The 25,490-nt window shown below is 64.8% G+C and carries 26 protein-coding genes; 20 read left to right on the top strand and 6 right to left on the bottom strand.

Going from position 1 to position 25,490, the window contains the following annotated elements; genetic code table 11:
• The first annotated feature begins 30 nt into the window (after nucleotides 1–30).
• Nucleotides 31–543: a hypothetical protein gene (locus HWV23_RS12125; RefSeq protein ID WP_178290660.1), complete on the top strand. Its 513-nt coding sequence runs from the start codon at nucleotides 31–33 to the stop codon at nucleotides 541–543.
• Between the two features lie 327 nt (nucleotides 544–870).
• Here HWV23_RS12125 and gatB read toward each other — a convergent pair whose 3' ends face one another.
• Nucleotides 871–2,361: an Asp-tRNA(Asn)/Glu-tRNA(Gln) amidotransferase subunit GatB gene (gatB, locus tag HWV23_RS12130; RefSeq protein WP_178290661.1), complete on the bottom strand. Its 1,491-nt coding sequence runs from the start codon at nucleotides 2,359–2,361 to the stop codon at nucleotides 871–873.
• A gap of 214 nt (nucleotides 2,362–2,575) precedes the next feature.
• Here gatB and HWV23_RS12135 point away from each other — a divergent pair, with 214 nt between their 5' ends.
• From HWV23_RS12135 to HWV23_RS12145, 3 genes are read left to right on the top strand one after another with little or no spacing between them, the layout of a single operon-like run.
• Entirely contained in the window at nucleotides 2,576–2,878 is a 303-nt protein-coding gene (locus tag HWV23_RS12135; RefSeq protein ID WP_178290662.1) for a DUF7518 family protein, read from the top strand.
• Between the two features lie 22 nt (nucleotides 2,879–2,900).
• Nucleotides 2,901–6,479 (top strand): chromosome segregation protein SMC, encoded by a 3,579-nt coding sequence (smc, locus tag HWV23_RS12140; protein ID WP_178290663.1) that lies wholly within the window; start codon nucleotides 2,901–2,903, stop codon nucleotides 6,477–6,479.
• Nucleotides 6,472–7,500, top strand: coding sequence for a segregation/condensation protein A (locus HWV23_RS12145; protein WP_178290664.1), 1,029 nt, complete (start codon nucleotides 6,472–6,474; stop codon nucleotides 7,498–7,500). The genes smc and HWV23_RS12145 overlap by 8 nt, the downstream gene beginning before the upstream one ends.
• Nucleotides 7,501–7,669: 169 nt before the next feature.
• On the opposite strand, the gene mtnP is transcribed toward HWV23_RS12145, so the two are convergent.
• Nucleotides 7,670–8,515: an S-methyl-5'-thioadenosine phosphorylase gene (mtnP, locus tag HWV23_RS12150; RefSeq protein WP_178290665.1), complete on the bottom strand. Its 846-nt coding sequence runs from the start codon at nucleotides 8,513–8,515 to the stop codon at nucleotides 7,670–7,672.
• Between the two features lie 59 nt (nucleotides 8,516–8,574).
• Here mtnP and HWV23_RS12155 point away from each other — a divergent pair, with 59 nt between their 5' ends.
• Nucleotides 8,575–9,168 (top strand): DUF7125 family protein, encoded by a 594-nt coding sequence (locus tag HWV23_RS12155; protein WP_178290666.1) that lies wholly within the window; start codon nucleotides 8,575–8,577, stop codon nucleotides 9,166–9,168.
• A 13-nt stretch (nucleotides 9,169–9,181) separates the two neighbouring features.
• On the opposite strand, the gene HWV23_RS12160 is transcribed toward HWV23_RS12155, so the two are convergent.
• Nucleotides 9,182–9,790 (bottom strand): HD domain-containing protein, encoded by a 609-nt coding sequence (locus tag HWV23_RS12160; RefSeq protein WP_178290667.1) that lies wholly within the window; start codon nucleotides 9,788–9,790, stop codon nucleotides 9,182–9,184.
• A 1-nt stretch (nucleotide 9,791) separates the two neighbouring features.
• Nucleotides 9,792–10,484, bottom strand: coding sequence for a phosphoribosyltransferase (locus HWV23_RS12165; RefSeq protein ID WP_178290668.1), 693 nt, complete (start codon nucleotides 10,482–10,484; stop codon nucleotides 9,792–9,794).
• A gap of 91 nt (nucleotides 10,485–10,575) precedes the next feature.
• Here HWV23_RS12165 and HWV23_RS12170 point away from each other — a divergent pair, with 91 nt between their 5' ends.
• The 12 genes from HWV23_RS12170 (at nucleotide 10,576) to HWV23_RS12225 (ending at nucleotide 22,609) form a co-directional block, all read left to right on the top strand.
• Nucleotides 10,576–11,025, top strand: a complete 450-nt coding sequence (locus tag HWV23_RS12170; protein ID WP_178290669.1) for a nucleoside deaminase — start codon at nucleotides 10,576–10,578, stop codon at nucleotides 11,023–11,025.
• Between the two features lie 86 nt (nucleotides 11,026–11,111).
• Nucleotides 11,112–12,014: a PhzF family phenazine biosynthesis protein gene (locus HWV23_RS12175; RefSeq protein ID WP_178290670.1), complete on the top strand. Its 903-nt coding sequence runs from the start codon at nucleotides 11,112–11,114 to the stop codon at nucleotides 12,012–12,014.
• 143 nt (nucleotides 12,015–12,157) lie between these two features.
• Complete coding sequence (gene ppsA / locus HWV23_RS12180) at nucleotides 12,158–14,419, top strand: phosphoenolpyruvate synthase (RefSeq protein WP_178290671.1); 2,262 nt, start codon at nucleotides 12,158–12,160, stop codon at nucleotides 14,417–14,419.
• A 67-nt stretch (nucleotides 14,420–14,486) separates the two neighbouring features.
• The gene (locus HWV23_RS12185) at nucleotides 14,487–15,227 is read left to right on the top strand and encodes a hypothetical protein (protein ID WP_178290672.1); all 741 of its coding nucleotides are present in this window, start codon (nucleotides 14,487–14,489) and stop codon (nucleotides 15,225–15,227) included.
• Between the two features lie 48 nt (nucleotides 15,228–15,275).
• Entirely contained in the window at nucleotides 15,276–16,328 is a 1,053-nt protein-coding gene (gene mfnA, locus HWV23_RS12190; protein ID WP_178290673.1) for a tyrosine decarboxylase MfnA, read from the top strand.
• A 102-nt stretch (nucleotides 16,329–16,430) separates the two neighbouring features.
• Nucleotides 16,431–16,682, top strand: coding sequence for a histidine kinase (locus HWV23_RS12195; RefSeq protein ID WP_178290674.1), 252 nt, complete (start codon nucleotides 16,431–16,433; stop codon nucleotides 16,680–16,682).
• 105 nt (nucleotides 16,683–16,787) lie between these two features.
• Nucleotides 16,788–17,711, top strand: coding sequence for a WD40/YVTN/BNR-like repeat-containing protein (locus HWV23_RS12200; protein ID WP_178290675.1), 924 nt, complete (start codon nucleotides 16,788–16,790; stop codon nucleotides 17,709–17,711).
• Nucleotides 17,712–17,764: 53 nt separating this feature from the next.
• Nucleotides 17,765–19,255: a lipase maturation factor family protein gene (locus HWV23_RS12205; protein ID WP_178290676.1), complete on the top strand. Its 1,491-nt coding sequence runs from the start codon at nucleotides 17,765–17,767 to the stop codon at nucleotides 19,253–19,255.
• A 2-nt stretch (nucleotides 19,256–19,257) separates the two neighbouring features.
• Nucleotides 19,258–19,455: a hypothetical protein gene (locus HWV23_RS12210; RefSeq protein ID WP_178288264.1), complete on the top strand. Its 198-nt coding sequence runs from the start codon at nucleotides 19,258–19,260 to the stop codon at nucleotides 19,453–19,455.
• A gap of 67 nt (nucleotides 19,456–19,522) precedes the next feature.
• On the top strand, nucleotides 19,523–21,673 hold the full coding sequence (gene metG, locus HWV23_RS12215) for a methionine--tRNA ligase (RefSeq protein WP_178290677.1): 2,151 nt from the start codon (nucleotides 19,523–19,525) through the stop codon (nucleotides 21,671–21,673).
• A gap of 79 nt (nucleotides 21,674–21,752) precedes the next feature.
• Nucleotides 21,753–21,965 carry a DUF7312 domain-containing protein gene (locus HWV23_RS12220; RefSeq protein WP_178290678.1) on the top strand — a complete coding sequence of 71 codons (213 nt, stop codon included), beginning with the start codon at nucleotides 21,753–21,755 and terminating at the stop codon, nucleotides 21,963–21,965.
• Nucleotides 21,966–22,036: 71 nt separating this feature from the next.
• Nucleotides 22,037–22,609, top strand: a complete 573-nt coding sequence (locus HWV23_RS12225; protein ID WP_178290679.1) for an NfeD family protein — start codon at nucleotides 22,037–22,039, stop codon at nucleotides 22,607–22,609.
• A gap of 22 nt (nucleotides 22,610–22,631) precedes the next feature.
• Here HWV23_RS12225 and HWV23_RS12230 read toward each other — a convergent pair whose 3' ends face one another.
• On the bottom strand, nucleotides 22,632–23,198 hold the full coding sequence (locus HWV23_RS12230; RefSeq protein ID WP_178290680.1) for a class I SAM-dependent methyltransferase: 567 nt from the start codon (nucleotides 23,196–23,198) through the stop codon (nucleotides 22,632–22,634).
• Nucleotides 23,198–23,638: a DUF302 domain-containing protein gene (locus HWV23_RS12235; RefSeq protein ID WP_178290681.1), complete on the bottom strand. Its 441-nt coding sequence runs from the start codon at nucleotides 23,636–23,638 to the stop codon at nucleotides 23,198–23,200. The genes HWV23_RS12230 and HWV23_RS12235 overlap by 1 nt, the downstream gene beginning before the upstream one ends.
• A 131-nt stretch (nucleotides 23,639–23,769) precedes the next feature.
• Here HWV23_RS12235 and HWV23_RS12240 point away from each other — a divergent pair, with 131 nt between their 5' ends.
• From HWV23_RS12240 to HWV23_RS12250, 3 genes are read left to right on the top strand one after another with little or no spacing between them, the layout of a single operon-like run.
• On the top strand, nucleotides 23,770–24,507 hold the full coding sequence (locus tag HWV23_RS12240) for a DsbA family protein (protein WP_178290682.1): 738 nt from the start codon (nucleotides 23,770–23,772) through the stop codon (nucleotides 24,505–24,507).
• Nucleotides 24,504–25,055, top strand: coding sequence for a hypothetical protein (locus HWV23_RS12245; protein WP_178290683.1), 552 nt, complete (start codon nucleotides 24,504–24,506; stop codon nucleotides 25,053–25,055). Before HWV23_RS12240 ends, HWV23_RS12245 begins: the two co-directional genes overlap by 4 nt.
• Nucleotides 25,052–25,477 carry a hypothetical protein gene (locus HWV23_RS12250; protein ID WP_246282683.1) on the top strand — a complete coding sequence of 142 codons (426 nt, stop codon included), beginning with the start codon at nucleotides 25,052–25,054 and terminating at the stop codon, nucleotides 25,475–25,477. Before HWV23_RS12245 ends, HWV23_RS12250 begins: the two co-directional genes overlap by 4 nt.
• The last annotated feature ends 13 nt before the right edge of the window (nucleotides 25,478–25,490 follow it).

The following is a 25,490-nucleotide window of genomic DNA, read 5'->3' on the forward strand; positions in this document are numbered from 1 at the left end:
TTTTTTCGTTAGTCTACTTATTTGAGGTATATGGGTATCGGTAATCCAATAGGGAGACAAGTCCTCGACCTCGTTGACCAATGGATTCCTTCAGCGGTACATGGTCACGAAAGAGAATATCAATCTGAACTTCAGGACTACCTCGACGAGGCTCTTAATCAGCAGTCTGGTGGACTCGGATTGAGTGCTGGCGGTGGCAGCCACGTCGTCAGTACGGAGCGGGGAACTTCGTATGGAGACGTAGTGGTAGATGATGAAGTTGGAATCGAACTGAAACGCGACTTCACGAACTCCCAGAAAAAGAAGCTACGTGGCCAGTTGGAGGACTACGCAGACAATTACGATTACGTCATTGCCTGTGCTTGTGGCATTGAGGATATGGATGGTTGGAGGGAGTTGGAGAACAAGTTCATCGACAGTAACCGGGGGATGATGGACATGACCCAATTCGCTTTCGTGATTAAACGGCGTGAAGATATGGGCAAAAACCCCGATTCTAGAGGTAACGGTGGAGGGCTCTTCGGCGGTGATGGACTTTTCTAATATGGCTGGTCAGGATGTAACTGCTCCGTTGGCAGTCGCCGGACTCACGATTGCTATTCTCCTAATTGCCCAACCGTTGAGTGGCACGTTGTGGGGCATCTCGCTGAATTTGGTCGGTGCTGGAATCGTAGCTATCGGGGGCCTGTCTGCTTTAGCGGCTTAATTATCGGCGCCATCTACGAGGCGTAGTGTTGACTTTTGGGAAGAAAGCAGCCGGTAACGGTGACACTTAGGTTATCCACGGTTCGAACGGAGCGGTTCAAAGGCATCATTTATACCAACAATACGGTTCCGTCGGGCGGTGCGTGCTTCTCGCCGGGATTTATCTCACTCGGCTAGTTCCTCACGAAGGAGTTCGTTGACCGTACCGGGGTCCGCGCTTCCGCCCGTCTTCTGCATGACCTGTCCGACGAGGAAGTTCAGCGCACCGTCCTCGCCTGCGTGGTAGTCCTCGACGGCGTCGGGGTTCTCCTCGATGGCCTCGGTGACGGCGGCGGCGACTTCGCCCTCGCCGGTCTTGCCGAGGTCCTCGTCCTCGACGATATCGTCGGGGGCCATCCCGTCGTCGAGCATCCGCCGGAGGACGATTTCCTCGGCGTTCTTGACGGTAATCTCGTCCTCGGCGACCAACTCGACGAGGCGGGCGAACTCGTCGAGGCGCTCCTCGACGTCGGTAATCTCCATGTCGCGGTAGTGGAGTTCGCCGAGCAGGTTGTCGGCGACCCACGTCGCGGCGAGTTGGGGGTCGAACGCCTCGGCGACGCGCTCGTAGAAGTCCGCGACCTGCTTCGTGGAGGTGAGTTTGGAGGCGTCCTCCGAATCGAGGCCGTACTCCTCGACGAAGCGCTCCCGTCGGGCGTCCGGCAGTTCCGGGATGTCGATGCGCTCCTTCCAGTCGGAGACGCGAAGCGGCGGCAGGTCGGCCTCACGGAAGTAGCGGTAGTCCTTCTCTTCCTCCTTGGAGCGCATCGAGACGGTGACGCCGCGGGATTCGTCCCAGTGGCGGGTCTCCTGTTCGACCTCGCGGCCGCGCTGGATGGCGTTCTTCTGGCGAGTCTCCTCGTAGGCCAGCGCCTTCTCGGCGGCCTTGTGGCTGGAGATGTTCTTGACCTCAGTGCGGTTGGCGGATTCGAGGACGTCCTCGCTGATTTCGCCGCCGTCGCCGACTTTCTCGGCATCGACGATAGAGAGGTTGGCGTCGACGCGCAGCGAGCCGTCGCGGGTGACGTCGAAGACGCCGAGGTATTCGAGGACCTCGGTCAGTTTGGCGAGGAACGCGCGGGCCTCCTCGGCGCCGCGGAAGTCCGGCGCGGTGACGATTTCCATCAGGGGCGTGCCGGCGCGGTTGTAGTCGACCTTGGTGTAGTCGGCGGTGTCGATGGAGCCGCCGGCGTGCTGGAGGCTGCCGGGGTCCTCCTCGAGGTGGGCGCGTTCGATACCGACCGTCTTGGTCTCGCCTTCGACGCTGAACTCCAGCTCGCCGCCGTCACAGACGGGCGCGTCGTACTGGGTAATCTGGAAGTTCTTCGGCAGGTCAGGGTAGTAGTAGTTCTTCCGGTGGAACCGGGTCTCCTCGGGAATCTCCGAATCGAGCGCTTTGCCGACCTTGACGGCGGCTTCGACGGCGCCCTCGTTGAGGACGGGCAAGGCGCCCGGCAGGCCGAGACAGACCGGACAGGTCCGGGTGTTCGGTTCCTCGTCCTCGGCGGGGTCCGTCGAACAGCCACAGAAAATCTTCGTCTCCGTCTCGAGTTGGACGTGGACCTCCAGCCCGATGACGGCCGCGAGTTCGCGCGTCTCCGCGGTCTGTGCAGTCATTGCTCGTTTGTTTTCGCGCGAACGCTTTAGCCTAACCCTTCGGTGGCCGAGGTCCCGTTGCTCGTTTCAGCACCCACGAACCCCCGTCGGAACCTCGATACGAAACGGTGGGGCGACCGCATCACAACGGCGAGCGTCGCCCGATTTCGGATGTATCAGAACAGTTGTCAATGTCTGACGCACCTTTATACGTTCGGGGGCGCGATTCGGTGGTATGTCAGGGAACCGTGTGGAGGAGCTTGAGGCCAAGGTGCGCGAACTCGAAGCGACGATCGATGGGCTGACCGACGAACTGGTCGAGACGAAGGAGCGACTGCAGGTTCTCGAAGAGGGCTCCGACGTGGATACGGACGTCCTCACGCGGGGCACCAGCAGCGCACAGTCGACGACGACCGAGCAGGCAACCGAGGCGACCGACGAAGAGGTCGAGGCGTCGGCCGACGAGGTTAACACCGACGAGGACGACGGAGAGGATAACACGGACTCCGAGTCCGGCGACGATATCATCGTGGCCTGATTCGGGGCGCCACGAGCACCCCATGCACATCAAAGAGCTCGTCCTCGACAACTTCAAGAGCTTCGGCCGTAAGACGCGAATCCCTTTATACGAGGATTTCACCACCATCAGCGGCCCGAACGGCTCCGGCAAGTCCAACATCATCGACTCGATTCTCTTCGCCCTCGGACTGGCCCGTACCTCGGGCATCCGGGCCGACAAACTCACGGACCTTATCTACAACCCGGGCCACGATGACGCCGACGAGGAGTTCGGCGGCGAACGCGAGGCCAGCGTCGAGGTCATCCTCGACAACGACGACGGCACGCTCTCCCGGGAGCAAATCGTCTCCGCGGCCGGTTCAGACAAGGTCGGCGACGTCGACGAGGTGTCGATTCGCCGCCGCGTCAAGCAGACCGACGAGGACACCTACTACTCCTACTACTACCTCAACGGTCGCTCGGTCAACCTCTCGGACATCCAGGACCTGCTCGCGCAGGCCGGCGTGACGCCCGAAGGGTACAACGTCGTGATGCAGGGCGACGTGACCGAAATCATCACCATGACGGCCGGTTCCCGCCGGCAGATCATCGACGAAATCGCCGGCGTCGCGCAGTTCGACGCAAAGAAGGAGGACGCCTTCGAGGAACTGGAAACCGTCCAGGAACGGGTCGACGAGGCCGAACTCCGCATCGAGGAAAAGCAGGAGCGCCTCGACCAACTCGAAGACGAGCGGGAGACGGCGCTGGAATATCAGGACCTCCGTGACGAGAAACAGGAGTACGAGGGCTACCTGAAGGCCGCCGAACTCGAAGACAAGCGCGAGGAACTCGAGGAGACGACGGCGGCTATCGACGAAAAGGAGGAGGGCCTCGAAGACCTCCAGCGCGAACTCGACGAACGGCAGGGCCGCGTCACGCGCCTGCAGGAGGACCTCGAAGACCTCAACGCCGAAATCGAGCGGAAGGGCGAGGACGAACAGCTCGCCATCAAGCGCGATATCGAGGAAATCAAAGGCGACATCTCGCGGCTCGAGGACAAAATCGAGGCCGAAGAGGAACGCATCGAGGAGGCCGAGAACAAGCGCCGCGAGGCCTTCGTCCAGGTCGACCGCAAGCAGGAGAAAATCGATGAACTGGACGGCGACATCCGCAACAAGAAAGTCGAGAAATCGTCGCTGAAGGCCGACATTCAGGAGAAGGAAGCCGACCTCGAAGAGGTCGAAGCCGAGATTCAGGCCGTCGACACCGAATACGAGGAAGTACGGGACGCCCTGGAGGAGAACCGCGAGCGGATTCAAAAGCTCAAAGACGAGAAGAACGACCTCCAGCGCGAGCAGGACCGCCTGCTCGACGAATCGCGGCGACGCTCGAAGGAAGAACGCGAGAAGAAGGCCGAAATCGAGGAGGCCGAAGACGAACTGCCGGAACTGGACGCCCAGTTGTCGGACCTCGAAAACGAACTGGAAAAGGCCGAGGCCAACCGGGAGACGATTACCGAAGTCGTCGAGGACCTCAAACAGGAGAAACGCGAACTGCAAGAGGACCTCGAAAGCGTCGAGGACGACCTTTCGGCGAAACAGCAGGAGTACGCCGAGTTAGAGGCCCGCGCGGGCGAAAGCGGCGACAACTCGTACGGCCGCGCGGTGACGACGATTCTGAACGCCGAGAAGGAGGGCGTCCACGGGACGGTCGGACAACTGGGCAGCGTCGCCCCCGACTACACGACCGCCTGTGAGACGGCTGCCGGCGGCCGACTGGCGAACGTCGTCGTCGACGACGACGGCGTCGGTCAGGACTGTATCGAATACCTGAAATCCCGCAACGCCGGCCGGGCGACCTTCCTGCCGATGACGGAGATGAACGGCCGGTCGCTGCCGTCCGCACCGGACCTGCCCGGCGTGGTCGATTTCGCGTACAACCTCATCGACTTCGACCCGACCTACGCGGATATCTTCTCCTACGTCGTCGGCGACACGCTCGTCGTCGAGGACATGGAGACGGCCCGCGACCTGATGGGCGAGTTCCGCATCGTGACGCTCGACGGCGACCTCGTCGAGAAGTCGGGCGCGATGACCGGTGGCTCGAAATCCGGTTCCCGCTACTCCTTTACCAAGAGCGGGAAGGGTCAACTCGAACGCGTCGCCGAACAGATTACCGACCTCGAAGACGAGAAACAGTCGATTCGGTCGGACATCCGCGACGTCGAGGGCCGACTCGACGACGCCCGCGACCGGCAGACCGACGCTGCCGACCAGGTCCGTGATATCGAATCGGATATCGAGTCGATAGAAAGCGAACGCGAGGAAATCGAAGCCCGAATCGAACGCCTCCAGGACGAACTCGCCGAAATCGAGGGCGAACGCGAGGAGGTCGCCGAAGAGATGGAGGAACTGGAGGCGGACCTCGAAGCGAAAAACGAGGAAATAGACGCCGTCCAGGAGGACATCGACGAACTCGAAGCCGAACTGCAGGCCTCCGAGATTCCCGAACTGACGAGCAAGGCCGAGGAGATTCGCGAGGAAATCGCCGAGTTGGAAGACCGGATGGACGACCTCGACGGCGACCTCAACGAACTGCAACTCGAGAAGCAGTACGCCGAGGAGGCCATCGAGGACCTCCACGACGATATCGAGTCGGCCCAGAACAAGAAGGCCGACGCCGAAGAGCGCGTGGTCGAACTCGAAGCACAAATCGACGAGAAGGAGGCCGAACTCGAGGAGAAGGAGGCCGAAGTCGCGGAACTCGAAGAGGAACTCGCGGACCTCAAGGCCGACCGCGAGGAACTGAAAAACGAACTCGGCGACGCCAAGGGGGCCCGCGACGAGCAGAAAGAGCAGGTCTCCCGCGTCGAATCGAAACTCGAGGACCTCCGAGACCAGCGTGACCGCCTCGAATGGGAGGTCGACGAACTCGCCTCGCAGGTCGAAGAGTACGACCCCGAGGAGATTCCGGACCACGACACTGTCAAGCAGGAAATCCAGCGCCTCGAAGCCGAAATGTCGGCCCTAGAGCCGGTCAACATGCTGGCTATCGACGAATACGACGAGGTGCAGGACGACCTCGAAGACCTCGAAGCAAAGCGGGATACGCTGGTCGACGAGGCCGACGAGATTCGCGACCGCATCGACCAGTACGAAGCCCGCAAGAAGGAGACGTTCATGGACGCCTACGAGGGCATCAACGAGCAGTTCGAGGACATCTTCTCGCGACTCTCGGGCGGGTCGGGCGAACTCGTCCTCGAGGACCCCGAGGACCCCTTCGAGGGCGGCCTGACGATGAAGGCCCAACCGCGGGACAAGCCGGTTCAGCGCCTCGACGCCATGTCCGGCGGCGAGAAATCGCTGACGGCGCTGGCGTTCATCTTCGCCATCCAGCGGTACAACCCCGCACCCTTCTACGCGCTGGACGAGGTGGACGCCTTCCTCGATGCCGCCAACGCCGAGATGGTCGGCGAGATGGTCGAGGAACTGGCCGGCGACGCACAGTTCGTCGTCGTCTCCCACCGCTCGGCACTCTTGGAGCGCTCCGAGCGCGCCATCGGCGTGATGATGCAGGACGACAACGTCTCCGCGGTGACGGGTATCGACCTGTCGTCGGAGGGGGTGCCGGCGGATGATTGACGAAAACGAGCCGGAAGACGACGAGAAACGCACCGACGGCGGTGCGGCCGACGACATCCCGCTGAACATCGCGGGCCACGAGAAGGAGAAGAAGCGCCGAGAGCAGGAAAACGGCGCGAGTACGAACGGTACGGAGCCGGACGTCAACGGAAACGGAACGGGTGACGTGGACGGAGATGAAGACGACGCAGTCCTCTCGGAGTTCGACGTTTCCGAATCGGACGCTGACGACGACGAGGTCGAACCCGTCGAGTTGCTCGTCCAGTTGGCCAAGGACGGCGAAATCGACCCGTGGGACATCGACGTCGTGACGGTCACCGACAAGTTCCTCGACCGCCTCGATGAGGCGGACCTCCGAACCGGCGGCCGGGCGCTGTTCTACGCGTCGGTACTGCTACGGATGAAAAGCGACGCGATGTGGGTCGACGAAGACGAGCAGGAGGAGGAGTGGGCCGAGGAGCCCTGGGAGGAGGGCCCGCCGCCCGAGGAGGGCGGGCCGGTCGTCGACCCCTTCGACGAACTGGAGCGGGAAATCGACCGGCGTATCGACCGGAAACGGGCCCGTGGAATGCCGGAGACGCTGGACGAGCTGGTTCGGGACCTCCGGGAGCACGAACGCGATACGTGGTGGAAGGAATCGAGGACCTACGACACCTCGGAGTCGCCGTCCGGGTTCTCTCGCGGCGCGCAGACGCTGGATTACCACTCGGGCGACGACTTCCGGATGGACGACGAACCGACCGCCGACGACGTGACGGGGACGGCCCACGACGAGCACATGGAGGATATCATCAACGACGTCTACGTCGAACTCCAGAGCCACTACGAGCAGGGCCGCGACGAGGTGCTCTTCGCCGAGGTGCGTGAGGCCGGCGGGTCGACGGTCAACACCTTCCTCGGATTGCTCTTCTTGGCTCACCGCGGACAGGTCAAACTCCAGCAGGACGACCTCTTCGGCGACCTCTGGGTGCAGGACCCCTCGGCGACGCCCGTCGAGGAACCCGCAGCGGCCGACGACTGACTTCTTGAAACTCCGGAACCATTTGCCGATACATTTATATTTGAAACTGTGGTAGGGTATAGCACATCATGACGCCGTCACGATTCAGAGAGCGGCTCGCCGAGACCCGCGACCGAGTAGACCCCGACGACGTGGTGACGGCGCTGACGTACGTCCGCGAGGACGCCCGTCAGCGATAATCCTCGATAAGTAGTTCGACGTCCTCGCGCGTTTCGCGGCCGATAGCCTCGGGTGGGGTGTTGATTGCGCCGTCGAGCGCCTGCTGACACGCGCAGTCGGGGTGCTCGTCGAGCGACCCGATTATCGAATCCAGCAGGTCGGACATCGACCCCTCGTTCGCTTCAGCGTTTGCCAGCACCGTCTCCAGTGAGACTTCTTCGCCCTCGTACCAGACGTCGTAGTCGGTGACGCCCGTAATCGTCGCATAGCAGAGTTCGGCCTCGCGGGCGAGATGCGCCTCGGGGACCGTCGTCATGCCGATGACGTCGAAGCCGCGGTCCCGGTAGAACTCGCTTTCGGCCTGCGTGGAGAACTGCGACCCCTCGATACAGACGTAGGTACCTTCCTCGACCACCTCGGCGTCCGTCGCGTCCGAATGGGCGGCCAGTTCTTCGGTCAGATGCGGACAGTAGGGGTTGGCCATCGAGACGTGGACGGTGATGCCGTCGCCGAAGAAGGAGCGCGGCCGGTCGCGGGTGCGGTCGAACAGTTGGTCGGGGACCACGAGCGTCCGCGGCGGGAGGTCCTCACGGAGGCTGCCGACGGCGTTGGTCGCGACGATGCGGTCGACGCCGACCTGCTTCAGTGCGTGAATGTTCGCCCGATAGGGGACGTTCGTCGGGTCGTACTGGTGGTTGCGGCCGTGACGCGGGAGGAAGGCGACCTTCGTGCCGTCGACGTCGCCGACTTCCAGCGGCGCGCTCGGGGCGCCGAAGGGGGTCTGGACCCGCTCTTCGTAGGTGTTCTCGAAACCCAGCGCCTCGTAGATGCCGCTGCCGCCGATGATGCCGAGCATGGGTCGACCTACGTCGCCCGGTGACTTCCCTTTATGCCCCGCGAGTCCTACTTTCGGGTATGATTCCGACGGGGATGGACCCCCTCGACAGACGCCTCCGCGGCGGCGTCCCACCGGGAACGTTGCTGACGTTTACCGCGCCGCCGGAAACCCAATCGGAACTCGTCCTCGAGGAGGTTGCCCGTAAAAACGAGTCGACGTACGTCTCCACGGTTCGGGACGCGTCGGTCGTCGCCGAGCGCCTCCCGGACACCTCGGTGACCGCGACGACGCCGGAGGAGTTGCTGGCGGCCCCGGAGGAGTTCCTCTCGGTTCCCGACGGTGGCTGTCTCGTCGTCGATGCGGTGACGGCTCTCGAACTGAGCGACGATGCGGCGGCCTACCGGGCGTTCCTCGACGCCGCCGCCGATGCCGCTGGGGCGTCGAACGGCCTCGTCCTTCTACACGGCCACGAACCCGAGACGGAGCCACCCCAGCGATGGCTCACCTACGCTCGCGCGGACATGACCTGGCGGCTCTCGCTGGTCGTCAACCCGCTGGCCGTCGAAACCCGTCTGTCCATCACGAAGAACCGCGACGGGGTTGCGCTGGACGAACCGCTGAAACTCCGCCTGACGGACCACGTCGTCGTCGACACCAGCCGGGACATCTGAGTGCGCACCGGACTCAGGTATCGGCCTTCGCTGCTTCGTACTTCTCCCGCACCCGTTCGAACAACTCTTGCCCCCGCTCGGTCGAGAGCCGTGGCTCGCTGGTCGCGAAGAACTCGTCGAGGGCGTCGTATTCCTCGAAGTGTTCGTTGTCGGCGTCGGGGTCGTAGCGGCCCGCCCGCTCGTAGACCAGCGCCTGCAGGCAGGTATCCAGCAGGTCCATGTCCTTGACGAACCGGGCTTCCGGGCTCTCGCGGGCCTCGTAGTCCTCCCAGACCTCCCGAACGTCCGCACCGAGGCCCGAAAGCGGCCCTTCCATGGCCGCGCGTTCGCGGCGTTCCTTCTCGGCTTTCTCGACTGTCTGGGCACCTGCTTCGGCCCGCGTCGCGATATCGCCGATTTCGGCCTCGGCGACGTCGTGGACGGCCGCGAGTTCGAGCGCGCGTTCGCGGTCGAGGTCCGACGGGCAGAAACGGACGACGAGCAGGCTCACGCCCCACGAGTGGGCGGCGACGGATTCGGGGTTCTCGATTCCGCGGAGTTGCCAGCCCGTGCGAATCTCGTCTTTCAGGTCGTAGGAGCGGACGAGTGCCTCGATGGCGTCCTCGCTCTCGTCGTCGGTCACGCTATGCGAGTTGCCAGCGCCCGTCGCCGGCCGAGTCGGCGACGTTGCGGCGCTCCATTTCCTCCAGTACCTCGTCGAGGCGGTTCGGCTGGGCGATTTCCATCTCGATGCGCTCGACGCGGTGATACTCCGAGAGGAAATGGCGGATATCGGCCTTGGTGAACGTCTCCTGGTCGGCCTTCTCCATGACGCCGCTGATGAGGTCAATCATGTCCTCGATGAAGTTCCAGGGGTAGACGACCCACGTCCACTCCTCGAGGCGCTCGCCGACGAACTCGGGTTCGAACTCGCTGGTCTGGAGCAACTGCAGCGTTGCGGTCCGGACGTTTGCGCAGTCGCGGTCGTTGACGTACTCGTGGGCGCGGCGAATCGAGCCGCCAGTGTCGGCGATGTCGTCGATGACCAGCACGTCCTTGCCCTCGACGCTGCCTTCGGGCATCGGGTATCGGACCTGCGGTTCGTCGGCCTTCTGACCGGTGCCGACGTAGTGTTCCATCTTCAGGCTCGTCAGGTCGTTGAGACCGAGGAAGTCACAGATACAGCGCCCGGCGAACCAGCCGCCGCGGGCCAGCGCGACGACGACGTCCGGTTCGAAGTCGGCGGCCTTGACCTGATTCGCGACGTTCCGACAGAGGCCGTAGATGTACTCCCAGTTGGTGACGGTGCATTTGAACTCGTCCGGGAGGTCGCTCATGTCCCGAAACTCTGGGGCGGCCAGCATTAATCCCACCGACCCGCGACGTTCGTGGCCGAACCTCTAAGCCGCAGGCGCCGAAACGCGAGCCATGTCCGAGTTCGAGACCTTCGACCACGAGGCCCACATGGGGGCAGCTATCGACCTCGCCCGTGAGGCCGCCGAGCGCGGGGACCGCCCGTTCGGCTCCGTGCTGGTTCGTGACGACGAAATCGTCATGCGGGAGTCCAATCGCGTCCTCACCGAGGACGACATCCGCCGGCACCCGGAACTCCATCTCGCCCACCGGGCGATGCGCGAAATGGACCCCGACACACGCGCGGAGACAGTCATGTACACGAGTACCGAGCCGTGTCCGATGTGTAGCGGCGGGATGCGGTACGCGGAACTCGACCGCGTCGTCTACAGCGTCAGTGCCGAGGAAGTCGTCGAGTTCACGGGCGGCGAGCCGGCGACCCGCGCCTCCGAGATACTCGACTGTGAGGTGGTCGGCGGCGTCGCCAACGGGGCCGGCAGAGCCGTCCACGAGGAGTTCTGGTAGCGGGCGGGTCGGGTGACACGAATCGGTTCGGCGCACTGCTCCGGTCCCGTCGCCCGACTTAAGAACCGCGGGCGAGACGTGCGGGTATGGACACGCGACGTACGCTGCTGGTCGACGCCTTCACCGACGAGCCGCTTTCGGGGAACCCGGCGGGGCTGGTCCCCGACGCCGAAGGGCTCTCTGAGGACGCGATGGGTGCGATAGCCGACGAACTGAACGCCTCCGAAACAGCCTTTCTGCTCCCGAGCGAGGAGGCCGACCGCCGGGTTCGCTACTTCACGCCGACACAGGAGGTCGACCTCTGTGGGCACGCGACGGTCGCTAGCCACGCGTGGCTCGCCGAGGACGGCCAACTCGACGACGGCGAACACACCCTCGAAACGAACGTCGGCGTCCTCGATATCGAAATCGAGGACGGAACGGTCTGGATGACACAGGACACCGCCGACGTGAACCGGGTGGACCTCGACTACGAGCGGGTCGGTTCGGCCCTCGGTGTCGACCCGGCGACGCTGACCGATATCGGTGCTGACATGCCGCTGGCGACGGCCTCGACCGGCCTCGGCTTCCTCATGGTTCCCGTCAACTTCCTCGAAGCCCTCTCGGGGATGGACCCCGATATGGGCGCAATCGCCGAACTGACCGAGGAGTTGGACGTGACCGGCATCTACGCCTTCACCTTCGATTCGCTGGACCGGGATGCGACGCTCCACGCGCGGATGTTCGCACCCGCGGCGGGCGTCGACGAGGACCCGGTCACCGGGACGGCCTCCGGCGCAGCGGGTGCCTACCTTCGGGAATACAGGGCCTTCGACGGCGAGTTCCCCGACGAGATGGTCTTCGAACAGGGGCACTTCCTCGACCGGCCGGGACGGGTTCGGGTGCGTGCCCGGAGCGACCCCGTAACGGTCGGCGGGCGGGCGGTGACGGCACTCGACGGTAGTATCGTCGTTCCGGAGTTCGACGAGGACGACATCATCGAAGCCTGAGAACGCCCGGTAGGGTGCGGCTACCGGCGGCCGAATTCGGCCGTGTGCCCCGCTAACAACCCTATATCGTTTCCGACAATCCTTGTCGAAACGGCGCGCTTCGGAACCTTCTTTAGCGGTGTGGACGGTGGTTCACCTACAAGATGGCTGTACTCTGGCTGGACGAAATCGGCGCCGACGACCTCGGGGCGGTCGGCGGCAAGGGCGCATCCCTCGGCGAAATGACGGCCGCGGGACTGCCCGTTCCGCCCGGTTTCGTAGTCACCGCGCAGACCTACCGAACGTTCATCGAGGAGACCGGAATCGACGACGAGCTGTTCGAGGCAGTCGACGTCGATTCGGACGATTCCGAGGCGCTGGCCGAAGCGGAGGCCAGAGCGAAGGAACTCATCCTCGAGACGGAACTACCCAAGCCGGTCCGAGAGGACATCCTCGCGTCCTACGACGAACTCGACGATGGCAAGGCGTTCGTCGCGGTTCGGTCCTCCGCGACCGCCGAGGACCTGCCCGATGCCTCCTTTGCGGGTCAACAGGAGACGTTCCTCAACATCACCCGCGAGGACCTCATCGACCGGGTCAAACACTGTTGGGCGTCGCTGTTCACTCAGCGTGCTATCTACTACCGCAACGAGCAGGGCTTCGAACACGACGTCGTCGACATCGCCGTCGTCGTCCAGAAGATGGTCGCCGCCGACAAATCCGGCGTCATGTTCACCTCCCACCCCTCGACCGGTGAGCCGAAAATCATCATCGAGGCCGCGTGGGGGCTCGGCGAGGCCGTCGTCTCCGGGTCGGTCTCCCCGGACAACTACGTCGTCGACCGCGAGACCGGCGAGATGCTGGAGACCACCGTCGCCGACAAGAAGGTCCAGATGGTCAAAGACGAGGCCACCGGCGAGACCGTCGAACGCGACGTGCCCGAGGACAAACGGCACGAACAGGTCCTCGACCGGAACGAAATCGAGGAACTCATCGACCTCGGCGAGCGCGCCGAGGACCACTACGACGAACCGCAGGACATCGAGTGGGCCATCGCGGACGGCGACGTCTACATGCTGCAGTCCCGTCCGATTACGACGATTTCCGACGATGCCGCCGGGGAAGCGACCGCCGACGGCAACGGCAACGGCGAGGGCGAGCAACTCGTCCAGGGCCTCGGCGCCTCGCCTGGCATCTCCTCTGGTCCGATCCGCATCGTCCGCAAACTCGACCAGCTCGACAAGGTCAGCGAGGGCGACATCATCGTCACCGAGATGACGACGCCCGACATGGTGCCCGCGATGAAACGCGCCAGCGGCATCATCACCGACGAGGGCGGCATGACCAGCCACGCCGCCATCGTCGCCCGCGAACTCGGCGCTCCGGCAGTCGTCGGCGCCGGCAACGCCAGCGAAGTCCTCAGTGACGGCCAAACCGTCACCATCGACGGCGACAAGGGCACCGTCACCGAGGGGTCGGTCGAACCCGAAGAGGAGACCGACGCCGTCGAGGAGGTCCGTCCGCAGAGTCCCGTCAAGCCGATGACGGCAACCGAAGTGAAGGTCAACGTCTCCATTCCGGAGGCCGCCGAACGCGCCGCCGCGACCGGCGCCGACGGCGTCGGCCTGCTCCGGATGGAACACATGATTCTCTCGACGAACAAGACGCCCGAGCGCTACCTCGAAGACCACGGCGAGGACGCCTACATCGACGAAATCGTCGAGGGCGTCCGCGGCGTGGCCGACGAGTTCTACCCCCGCCCCGTTCGCGTTCGCACCCTCGACGCGCCGACCGACGAGTTCCGGCAACTCGAAGGCGGCGAGGACGAACCCCACGAGCACAACCCAATGTTGGGCTACCGTGGCATCCGTCGGAGCCTCGACCGGCCGGACGTCTTCAAATACGAACTGGAGGCGTTCAACCGACTCTTCGACATGGGTTACGACAACGTCGAAATCATGTTCCCGCTGGTCAACGACGCCGAGGACGTCCTGCAGGCGCGGAACCTGATGGAAGAAGCCGGCATCGACCACGAGAAACGCCGCTGGGGTGTCATGATCGAGACGCCCGCCTCGGCGCTGACCATCGAGGACATGGCCACCGAGGGCATCGACTTCGCCTCCTTCGGCACCAACGACCTCACCCAGTACACCCTCGCGGTCGACCGGAACAACGAGCACGTCGCCGACCGCTTCGACGAACTCCACCCCGCGGTGCTGAAACTCATCGAGACGACCATCGAGACCTGCCGCGAACACGACATCGACACGTCGATTTGTGGGCAGGCCGGGTCCAAGCCGGAGATGGTCCAGTTCCTCGTCGAGGAGGGCGTCTCCTCAATCTCCGCGAACATCGACGCCGTCCGCGATGTCCAACACGAGGTCAAGCGGAAAGAGCAGAAACTGCTGCTGGATTCGGTCCGCTAACGCCGCTCCGTATTCGACCGGAACCGCCCATCACGTCACTTTTATTCGCCGATTCCCTGGTTGGCCCATGCGACGAGGCCTCGCGGCTGTTGCGTTGGTGTGTTTAGTAGCGCTCGCCGGGTGTTCGGCCCTTCCCGGTTCCGGAACGTCAGACAGCAGTGCACCGGGCATCGAGAACGGCGAACTGAACGACTCCGAGGCGTTGCTCGACGCCCACGTCGAGGAGTTGACGGCATCTGGCTACGCCCACGAACTCAACGTCAGCCAGCGGGTCGGCCCCGAGGGCGACCGGATGGAGGTCGAACGCCGCCAGCGAACCAGCGTGGCGCCCAACGCCACCGAGTATCAGTCCCAGTTGGTAAACAACGGACGGACGTCCTCGCGGTTCATGATTTGGGGCAACGAGACGGTCGAATTCCGGAGCATCGAGGCGGGCGGTACCCGCGACTTCCAGCGCGCGGACCCGACACCACCTGCGGCGCTGGCGGGCAGCCAGTTATTCGAATCGCACCTGACGGCACCCTTCGAGGTCGAGGAAGTCGACGAACGCGAGGGGCCGAACCGTATCCATCTCCGTGCGACGGGCCGGCCGTCGGACACGTCGGCGTTCCCACGCGGCGCGACGAACATCAGCAACTACGAGGTGGAACTGGTCGTCGACGAGCGCGGGCGGATTCTGACGTTCAGCGCGCAGGCCGACTACCAGCTCAACGGCGAGCCGGCCGACTACCGGCTCGATTTCAACGTCACGGCGACGAGCGACCCGGGCGTCGAACGACCCGAGTGGGTCGACGCCCTCGAATCGTAGCGGGAAACAACACAACGGATAAAGGTGCGGACACGAATTCGGGAACGTATGCAGCGGGCCGAACCGCAGGATTTCAGCCGAGTGCTGTCGTCGATGTGCACGGAGCCACATCCGTCGGCCCGTGAGGCGGCCGAACGCTTCCTCGCGACCAACCCCGGCGACCCCGGCACCTACGAAACGGTCGCCAAACTCGAACGCGAAGCCGTCGACATGCTCGGGGAGGTGGCCGGCCTGCCCGACGCGGCGGGCTACATCTCCTCGGGCGGCACCGAGGCCAACATTCAGGCGGTCCGCATCGCTCGCAACCGCGGCGACACTCGCAACCCGAACTTCGTTGCGCCCGCCTCCGCGCACTTTTCCTTCCGCAAGGCCGCGGACATCCTCGGCGTCGAGTTACGGACCGCGCCGCTCGAAGACTACCGCGCGAACCTCGACGGCGTCGCCGAACTCATCGACGACGACACCGTGCTGGTCGTCGGCGTCGCCGGCACCACCGAATACGGCCGCGTCGACCCGATTCCCGCCTTGGCGGACATGGCCAACGACGTCGACGCGCTCTGTCACGTCGACGCCGCGTGGGGTGGGTTCGTCCTGCCGTTTACCGCCCACGCGTGGAACTTCGATGACGCCGACATCGACACGATGACCATCGACCCCCACAAGATGGGGCAGGCGGCAGTCCCTGCCGGCGGCCTGCTGGCCCGCGGGCCGGAACTGCTGGACGAACTCGCCATCGATACGCCGTATCTGGAATCCACCTCGCAGGTGACGCTGACGGGGACCCGCAGCGGCGCGGGCGTCGCAAGCGCCGTCGCCGCGATGGAGGAGTTGTGGCCCGAGGGCTACGAGGCCCAGTACCGTCGCTCTCAGACCAACGCCGACTGGCTGGCTGCCGAGGTCCGTTCCCGCGGCTTCGATGTCGTCTCGCCCGTCCTCCCCATCGTCGCGATGGATTTCTCCCGGGACCGCATCGCCGAACTGCGCGACCACGGCTGGCGCATCTCGCCGACCGAAAACGGCGAGGCCCGCGTGGTCTGTATGCCCCACGTCACCCGGCCGATGCTGCAGGAGTTCCTCGACGACCTCGACCGACTGTCCTAAGGACGAACGGCGGGTTTCGACCCGCTAAACTGTTCATAAACCGTCTAAACGGTCGAACGGTCTCGCCGGTTGAAGTCCATCCGGTGTCTCCAATCGGGTACAATGAAGCGAACGATAGCAATCCTGTTCGCCGTGCTGGTCGTCGCGAGTGCCTTCGCCGCGCCCGCGGCCGCACAGCCCGGCGACACCGTCGACGAGTGTCAGAACGCCGACGAAGGCCCGAGCGGCGATGCGGGGCCGCCGGGCTTCGTGGGCGGCCTCCTCGGCGGCGTCGCCGGGTTCCTCGGTGACCTCTTCAGCGGGCTGCCGGTGCCCAACTTCGTCAAGGGCTTTTTCGGCGCTTCGACCTGCTGACGGAGCGGCTGTCGGCACGTAAATAAACGGTAACCGACGTGGTCGAATTCGGTGTTTTTCGTCCGACGGTCCAAACTTAAGGTGGGCCCCGTACTGAGGCCACCCATGAACCTGCTTTTGGGGGCACGGACCGGGGTGTTTCGGGGCGACCCCGAGGCGGCCGAGGACCCGGTTCGCGTCCTCGATTCCGACCGCGTGCTCCGCGTGCGGACGTTCGGCCCGCGGGTCTATGCGGCGACCCGCGGCGGCCTCTACCGCTCGCTCGATAGCGGCCGGTCGTGGACCCATATCGAGACGCCGCGGCCGGAGGTGTATTCGGTGCTGGAAGCGCCGGTCGGCGAACGACTCTACATCGGCACCCATCCCGCCCATATCTACGTCTCCGAGGACGCGGGCGAGACGTGGGACGGGTGTGAGAGCCTCCAAGACCTCCCCTCACGCGAGGAGTGGTACACGCCGCGGCATCGCAACGAGTCTCACGTCCGGGCGCTCCGGTCTGCGGGCGGCGAGCGCGTCGTCGCCGGCATTGAGGTCGGTGGCGTCCACCTCAGCGAGGACGGCGGGGAGACGTGGACCGAGCGGCGACAGGGCGTTCACGACGATATCCATCACGTGCTCGTACGGAGCGTCGACGAATGGGTCGCCTCGACGGGCAACGGCCTCTATCGGACGCGCGATTCGGGGCGTTCGTGGACCCGCCTCGACGATGGCGGCGACCGGCGGTACTTCCGGGAGGCCTTCGCGTACGACGGCCGCCTCTATGCGGCCGCGGCGGCCGGCCCGCCGGCGACGTGGGATGGCCCGAAGGGAACCGATGCTGCCCTCTATGAGTCCTGCGACGGCGGCGACACGCTCGAACCCGTCGAGTACGCGGGCTCGCCCGGCGGGTTCGTCCTCTCGTGGGCCGCGGCCGACGGGGAGGTGTACGCGGGCACCACCGACGGCCTCCTGCTACACCGGGAAGCCGACGGCTGGTTCGGCGTCGGGTCGGTGCCGGCCGAAATCGGGTCGCTTGCGGCCGTCGAGTAGGTTCCGGCGGCGGACCCCGCACACATATGTCGACGGAACGACACCACTGAGATATGGACCTCTGGAGTCCCGAGAGCTACTGGCTCGTCCGACTCCTCTTTCAGCGCGCGCTTGCGGTCATCTACCTGCTTGCCTTCCTCGTCGCGGCGACACAGTTCCGGCCGCTGGTCGGCGAGGACGGCCTGCTGCCGCTTTCCGAATACGCCGACAACGCGGCGTTCAAGGAGCGGCCGGGCCTCTTCCATCTCGTTCCGAGCGACCGGGCTATCGGCATCGCGGCGTGGTCGGGGGTCCTCCTCGCGGTGGCTGCCATCGTCGGCGTGCCCTACTGGCTGCCCGACCCGTTCGCGATTCCCGCCTCGATGCTGCTGTGGGCGGCGATGTGGGGACTCTACCTTTCCTTCGTCAACGCCGGCCGAATCTTCTACGGCTACGGGTGGGAGTCGATGCTGCTGGAGACGGGCTTTCTCGCGATTTTCTTGGGCGCCGGCGCCTCGGGGCCGCCGGTCCTCGTCGTCTGGCTGGTCAAGTGGGTGCTGTTCCGCAACATGTTCGGCGCGGGCCTCATCAAGATTCGCGGCGACGATTGCTGGCGGGAGTTGACCTGTCTCGATTATCACTACGAGACCCAACCGATTCCGAACCCCCTGAGCTGGTTCGCCCATCACCTGCCGGACCGCTTTCACCGCGTTGAGGTGCTGGGCAACCACGTCGTCGAACTGGCGGTGCCGTTCCTCTATTTCGCCCCGCAACCCTACGCGTCCATCGGCGGCGCGCTCACGGTCGGCTTCCAGTTGTGGCTCATGACGACGGGCAATTTCGCGTGGCTGAACGCGCTGACCATCGTGCAGGCGATTCCGACCTTCAGCGACGAGGTGTTGCTGTCGCTCGCGCCCTCGTCGGTCGGGGCCTCGGTGCCGTCGGCCGCCCCGACGCCGACCTACCTGCAGGTCGCCGCAGTCGCCCTGACAGCCGTCGTGGTCGTCCGGAGCGTCAAGCCAGCGGCGAACATTCTCTCGCGGACGCAGGCGATGAACGCCTCCTTCGACCCGGTACATCTGGTCAACACCTACGGCGCCTTCGGGTCGATTACCAAGCGCCGGTATCAACTCGTTATCGAGGGGACGGACGCCGAAGAGCCCGGCCCCGACGACTGGCAGGAGTACGATTTCAAGGGCCAACCGGTCGCGACCGACGAGCGGCCGCCTCAGTGGGCGCCGTACCACCTCCGACTCGACTGGCAGTTGTGGTTCGCGGCGATGCGACCCCAACCCGGCCCCCGACAGCGGTGGCTCTTCCGGCTGCTCGAAAAACTGCTGGAGAACGACGAGGCGACGCTTTCGCTTATAAATCACAACCCGTTCCCCGATGACCCGCCGGAGCAGATTCGGGTGTTGCGATACCGCTACGAGTTCACCGACCCCGAGGAGCGCGCCGAGACGGGCGAGTGGTGGAACCGACGGCAGGTCGGCACCTACGTCGAGGCGACCGACCGTTCGGCGCTACGAACGGGCGGCATCGGCCGACGCCGACGGAGGTTCTGAGCATGAAGGACCGACTTTCCGACATTCGGATGGAACCGTTCGTGAAGTACATCGTCGCCGGCGGCCTCGCGCTGGTGGCGGGCCTCTGGGCCGCCGAGTTGGCCGCCTTCGGGACGATTGCGTGGGTCGTCGGCCTTGCGCTGGTCGTGTCGGGCATCGCCGGCCTGTCGGTCGGCATTCACAGCGAAATCGAATACTGACCCATCGAATCCCGAAGGTGCGTCCCATAGCGGGACTGTTTTACCCTCCACGGTCCGCATGTCGTGTATGCACGAGGAGTTCCCTACCGACGAGCCCGCGGTGGTCACCTGCGGGTTGCCGTACGCCAACGGCGACCTGCACGTCGGCCATCTGCGGACCTACGTCAGCGGTGACGCCTTCTCCCGGGCGCTGGACCGTGTCGGCCAGAACGTCGCCTTCGTCTCCGGGTCGGACATGCACGGCACGCCCATCGCCGTCAACGCCGCCGAGGAGGGCGTCGACCCCGAGGAGTTCGCCCTCGAGTACCACGAGCAGTACGAGGAGACGTTCCCGAAGTTCAACGTCGACTTCGACAACTACGGCCACACCCACGACGAGACGAACACCGAGGTCACACGGGAGTTCGTCCGGTCGTGGATCGACAACGACCACATCGTCGAGAAGGAAATCGAGGTCGCCTGGGACGCCGAACAGGACCAGCCGCTTCCGGACCGATTCGTCGAGGGCACCTGTCCCTACTGCGGCGAGAAGGCCCGTGGCGACGAATGTGACGAGGGCTGTCAGCGCCACCTCGAACCCGGCGAAATCGAAGACCCCGTCTCGACGATTACGGGCAACCCCGCCGAGTATCGCACCCGACCCCACAAGTTCCTGCGCCTCTCGGATTTTCAGGATTACCTGCAGTCCTTCATCGACCGGCTCGAGGGCACCGAGAACGCCCAAAATCAGCCCCGAGAGTGGATCGAGGGCGAACTCGAGGACCTCTGTATCACCCGCGACATGGACTGGGGTATCGACTACCCCGGCGAGGGTGAGGAAGCCGAGGACCTCGTCCTCTACGTGTGGGTCGACGCGCCCATCGAGTACGTCGCCTCCACCAAGCAGTACTCCGAGCGGGTCGGAACCGAGGAGTTCGACTGGGAAGCCGCCTGGAAGAACCAAAGCGACGGCACGCCCCCCGAGGGGGGTGAGGCGAGCGATGCGAGCCGATCCTCGTCGGGGTCGGGAACCGTCCCCGACGGCGGCGACATCGTACACATCATCGGCCACGACATTATCCAGCATCACACCGTCTTCTGGCCGTCGATGCTCCGGGGCGCCGACTACAACGAACCCCGCGCCGTGATGGCCTGTGGCTTCGTCAACCTCGCGGGCAAGGCCTTCTCGACGTCCCGCAACCGGGCCGTCTGGGCCGACGACTACATCGAGGCGGGCCTGCACCCCGACCTCTACCGCTATCACATCATCACCGGCAGCGAATTCACCGCCGACGTGAACTTCTCGTGGGACGGCCTCCAAGAGCGCGTCAACAGCGAATTGGTCGGCACCCTCGGGAACTTCTGCTATCGCTCGCTGCTCTTCGCCGAGCGGAACTACGACGGCACGCCCGATACCGACGTCAGCGAGGAGGTTCGGGACCGCATCGAGGAGGCGATGGCCGGGTTCCGCGAGGCCATCAACGACTACCGGGTCCGCGGCCTCGGTCGCGCGCCCGTCGAACTCGCGAAGTTCGGCAACGAGTACATCCAGCAGCACGAACCCTGGAAACTCACCGACGACGACCCCCAACTGGCCGCACAGGTCATCCGCGACTGCGTCCAGATTTCGAAGGCCGTCGCGGTCCTGATGGAACCCGTCCTGCCCGGCAAGGCCGAAGAGCTGTGGGCCCAACTCGGCGAGGACGGGTCGGTCCACGACGCCGCCCTCGGGGATGCGCTTGCGGCCCCGCCCGCCGAGTTCGGCGAACCCGAGGAACTCTTCGAGGGTCTCGAAGACGAACGCGTCGAAGAACTCAACGAGCAACTCGAAGCGAGCATCGCTGCGGCCGAGGCGGAAACCGAAAGCGACGAGGACGCCGCCGCCGAGAGCGACGACATGGACATCGAACCCATCAACGACGAACGAGTCAGTTTCGAGGAGTTCCAGGACCTCGACCTCCGGGTCGCCGAGGTGCTGGAAGCCGAACCCATCGAGGGCGCCGACAAACTCGCGAAACTGCAGGTCGATATCGGCGTCGAAGAACGGCAAATCGTGGCCGGCATCAAGCAACTCCACGACCTCGATGAGTTGCCCGGCACGCGCATCGTCGTCGTCGCCAACCTCGAAAAGAACGAACTGTTCGGCGTCGAGTCCAACGGCATGCTGCTGGCGGCGGGCGAGGACGCGGACCTGCTGACGACCCACGGCGACTCCGAACCCGGGACGAAGGTTCGATAACGCCGCCGATTCGCCTTTTATAGACAGCAACGGCGTCCGGTCCCGACAACCATTTGCGCGGCCTCTCCCTAACCCAGTTATGAGCGACCGCGAGGACCCCCCGGCATCGGCCGAGGACGAAGACGACGATGAATGGGCCTACACGCTCTCGGACCTCGAGGACCGTGATGCGGCCGCCGAGGAGCGTATCCGGCCAATCGAGGCCGGTACGCCGTCGCTGGAGGGGACCGTCTTCGTCCTTCTGGGCGTCGCCTTTGCCGTCTTCATCATCTCGCGGCTTTTCTTGGGTTGAGGCATCTGACTCGCGCTATGCGGTGCGGTTTCGGTCCGAACCATTAACCTCCGGTACCTCTAAGCGGTGGTATGGCCGAACTCTTCGGCTACTCGGTACCGTTCCTGCTCGTCGTCGCCGGAGCGGTGCTGATGGTCATGGAGGCGTTCGCCCCCGGCGCACACTTCATCGTCATCGGACTCGCCCTGCTCACGGCGGGTCTCGTCGGGTTGGCCGTCGGGCCAGCGCTGCCGACGGCCGTCCTGCCGTTGGTCCTTGCTGGCGTCGTCCTCGCTGCTGGCGGCGCCGCCCTCTACGTCTACCGGACGTTCGATTTCTACGGCGGAAAGGGCGCCGGCACGACCTCGGATTCGGCGTCCCTGCGCGGCAAGACCGGCCACGTCACCGAACGGGTCACGAAAAACGACGGCGAGATAAAACTGGACAGTGGCGGTTTCAACCCCTACTATCAGGCTCGTGCGATGGACGGCGAGATAGCCGAAGGCGAGGAAGTGATGGTCGTCGACCCCGGCGGCGGCAACGTGGTCACCGTCGAATCCGTCTCGGCCTTCGAGGACGACATCGACCGCGAACTCGCCGCCGACCGTCAGCAGGAGGACACCGAGGCCGAGCGGAACGCCGACGAGGAACGCGACGCCGCCTGAGGCCCGCTCGGCGGTCGGGTGACTATGTTTCGCCGAGCGTGGCGACCACGAGGAACGTTTCGGGTCGAACCGCCTCGTGGACGATTTCGAAGCCGTGGTCGCCGAGCGCTGCCGTCGCCTCTTCGACGGTGAATCGCTCGTCGACCGGCGGGCCGTGTTCGCCGCTGCCCGTCGCGGCCCAGTCGACGATGGCGAGTCGTCCGCCGGGCGCCAGGACGCGGCTGATTTCCGCAATGGCCTCGTCGCTCGCGAACTCGTGGTAGGTCATCGTCGAGAACGCGGCGTCGAGGCCGTCGTCGGCCAGCGGGAGGTCGCCCACGCCGCTGGTTACGGGTTCGACGTTCTCCGGGAGGCCCTTCTCCCGGTAGTAGTCGTGCATCTCCTCCTGTATATCGACGGCGTACACCCGGTCTGCATGGGGGGCGACCTCGTCGGTATAGAAGCCGGTGCCGCTCCCGAGGTCGGCGACGGTGTCGGTCCCTTCGGGGGCGACGGCCCAGAGCAGTTCCTCCGCCGAGAGGAACCGGTACCGTCGGGCGGCGTCTTCGAGTCGGTCGGCACCGGCGGCGTCGAAGGTGTGATACCCCATTACAGGTTCCCGAAGGCGTCGTCGACGAGTTCGCCGGTTTCGGCGATGATGTCGGCCATTTCCTCGTCGTCGGGCGACATCCCGAGGAGGCGAGCGATGCGCATGATGGAGACGTGGTAGACGCGCTGTCGGCCGGGCGCTTCCTCCCAGACGACGACGTTGCAGGGCATCAGCGCGCCGAGGCGGTTGTCGGTGGCGTCGAGCGCACGGTCGGCCATGTTCGGGTTGCACGCGCCGAGGACGTGGTAGGGGTCCCGCCCCGCGTCGACCTTCTCGTTGAGCATCTCGGAGACGGAGAACTCGACGGGGATGCCGAACCCGGCGTCCGTGAAGGCCTCACGGACGTGTTCGATGGCTTCCTCGTGGCCCATCTCGAGGGTCGTCTGTTCTTCACCGATTTCGTCCGGGTCGATCTGCGAGGGGTCGATAGGGAGTGGCATTCACGTAATATATTGGGTGCTTGGAGAAAAACTCTTTCGGCACCGACATCGGAGGACATGGGATATACTGGTTAAATCGGCCGATCAATAACCACAAAGCCAATCAACGTCGATAGTGTTCTTGCGCATAAATGGATAATAAGAGCAATATTACGCGGCGCAGAGTCCTCCTCGCTGGTGGGGCGACGACGGTCTTCGGCGGCGGTATCGCGTATCTCGCGTCCCGCTCCGAATCGAGCAGTCCGACGTACGTTCCCGAGGCCTCCGGGTCGAGCGAGGGGACGACTGGTCTCGGTATCGAACTCGCCGGCCGGCCCATCGCTGGTAACGCCGATGCACCGGTCGATATCTACTACTGGACCGATTACCTCTGTCCCTTCTGCAAGAAGTTCGAGACGGAGACGCTTCCGGACCTCGGCTCGAACTACATCGATACCGGTGAGGTGCGGCTTGTCGCTCTCTCGTATCCCAACATCGGGGAGTACTCGATGCCCGCGGCCGTCTGGGGCCGCTGTGTCTGGTCGCAGGTCGCCGACAGCAACCCGGACGCGTTCTGGCGGTGGCACGAGGCGGCCTTCGACGAACAGGCGGAATCCGGCAAGGACTGGGCCGACGAGGGGACCTTCCGGGGCGTCACCGAACGGACTGCCGGCGTCGCCGTCTCCGAAGTCGATTCTTGCCGGCAGAACCGCCGCGAGGAGATCCGCGCCTCCATCGAGCCGAACCTCGAGATCGCGCAGTCGGCTGGGATACAGGGCACGCCGGGGTTCGTCATCTACAACCGCGATTCGGAGGCGGCGGGAAAGCTCGTCGGCGCCCACCCCTATGAGAACTTCGAGAGCGCCATCGAACGGGTTCGACAGGCATGACCGAAACTCATCCCACCCGCGGGTCGTGGGTCCGTGACCTCGTGTCGGCGCTCGGCTACCCGCTCACGTCGAACCGCCGACTGCTGGTCGCGGGTGCCGTCGCGGTGCTGACCTACGCGCTGTTGGTGTTGAGCACGTTCCCGCAGTTCACGATACAGCTTCTGGCGAGGGACCCGACCGATATCTTCTATGCGGTGGCGTCGCTGACCCGCGAGACGTATCTGAGCGTCGGCTGGGTCGGCCTGGGTCTCGTCACGACATATGCGCTGTTGACGGGCGTGGCCGTGACGAACGCGGTCACGCTCTTCCGTCGGGCCCGCCGAAGGAGTGCCTCGACGGCCCTCGGTATCCTTCCGGGCTTTCTGGCCGCCGGCTGTGCGAGCTGTGGCGCCGGCGTCCTCAGCGCTTTGGGCTTCGTCGGCGCGATGGCGGCCCTGCCCTTCGAGGGGAACCTCCTCCGACTCGGCGGCATCCTCCTGTTGCTGTTCTTCCTCGGCCGGACCGGCGACCCCCGGACCTGTTCCATCGATGGAGGGTTCCTCTCGTGACGGACGCCGAACGCTCGGGTCGCCGACGGCGTCTGCTCAAGAGTCTCGGCGTCGGGGTCGGCGCATTCCTGCTTTTCGGGGCCGTCACGGGCCTCCTTCCCAACCCCATCTACGTTCGCATGGTCGAGCGCACGCCGGCCGATTACGTCTTCCTCGTCGCGACTGCCGCCTTCGCCGCGGCGTTCGTCTACCAGCGGTCGCTGACCGATGACCCCATCGGGGACCGCTTTGCGGCCGGCGGAATCGTCGGCGGTTTCCTCGCCTTCGGTTGTCCCATCTGTAACGCGGTGTTGCTCGCGCTGTTCAGTTCTTCGGCGTTGATGACCTACTTTGATCCGCTCCGGCCCGTTCTCGGCGCCGTGAACGTCCTGCTTTTCGTCGGCCTGCTCTACTATCAGCGCCGCCGGTGTACGCGCTGTTGAGGAACAGGTCGGT

Source organism: Natronomonas halophila, from assembly GCF_013391085.1.
Taxonomy (GTDB): domain Archaea; phylum Halobacteriota; class Halobacteria; order Halobacteriales; family Haloarculaceae; genus Natronomonas; species Natronomonas halophila.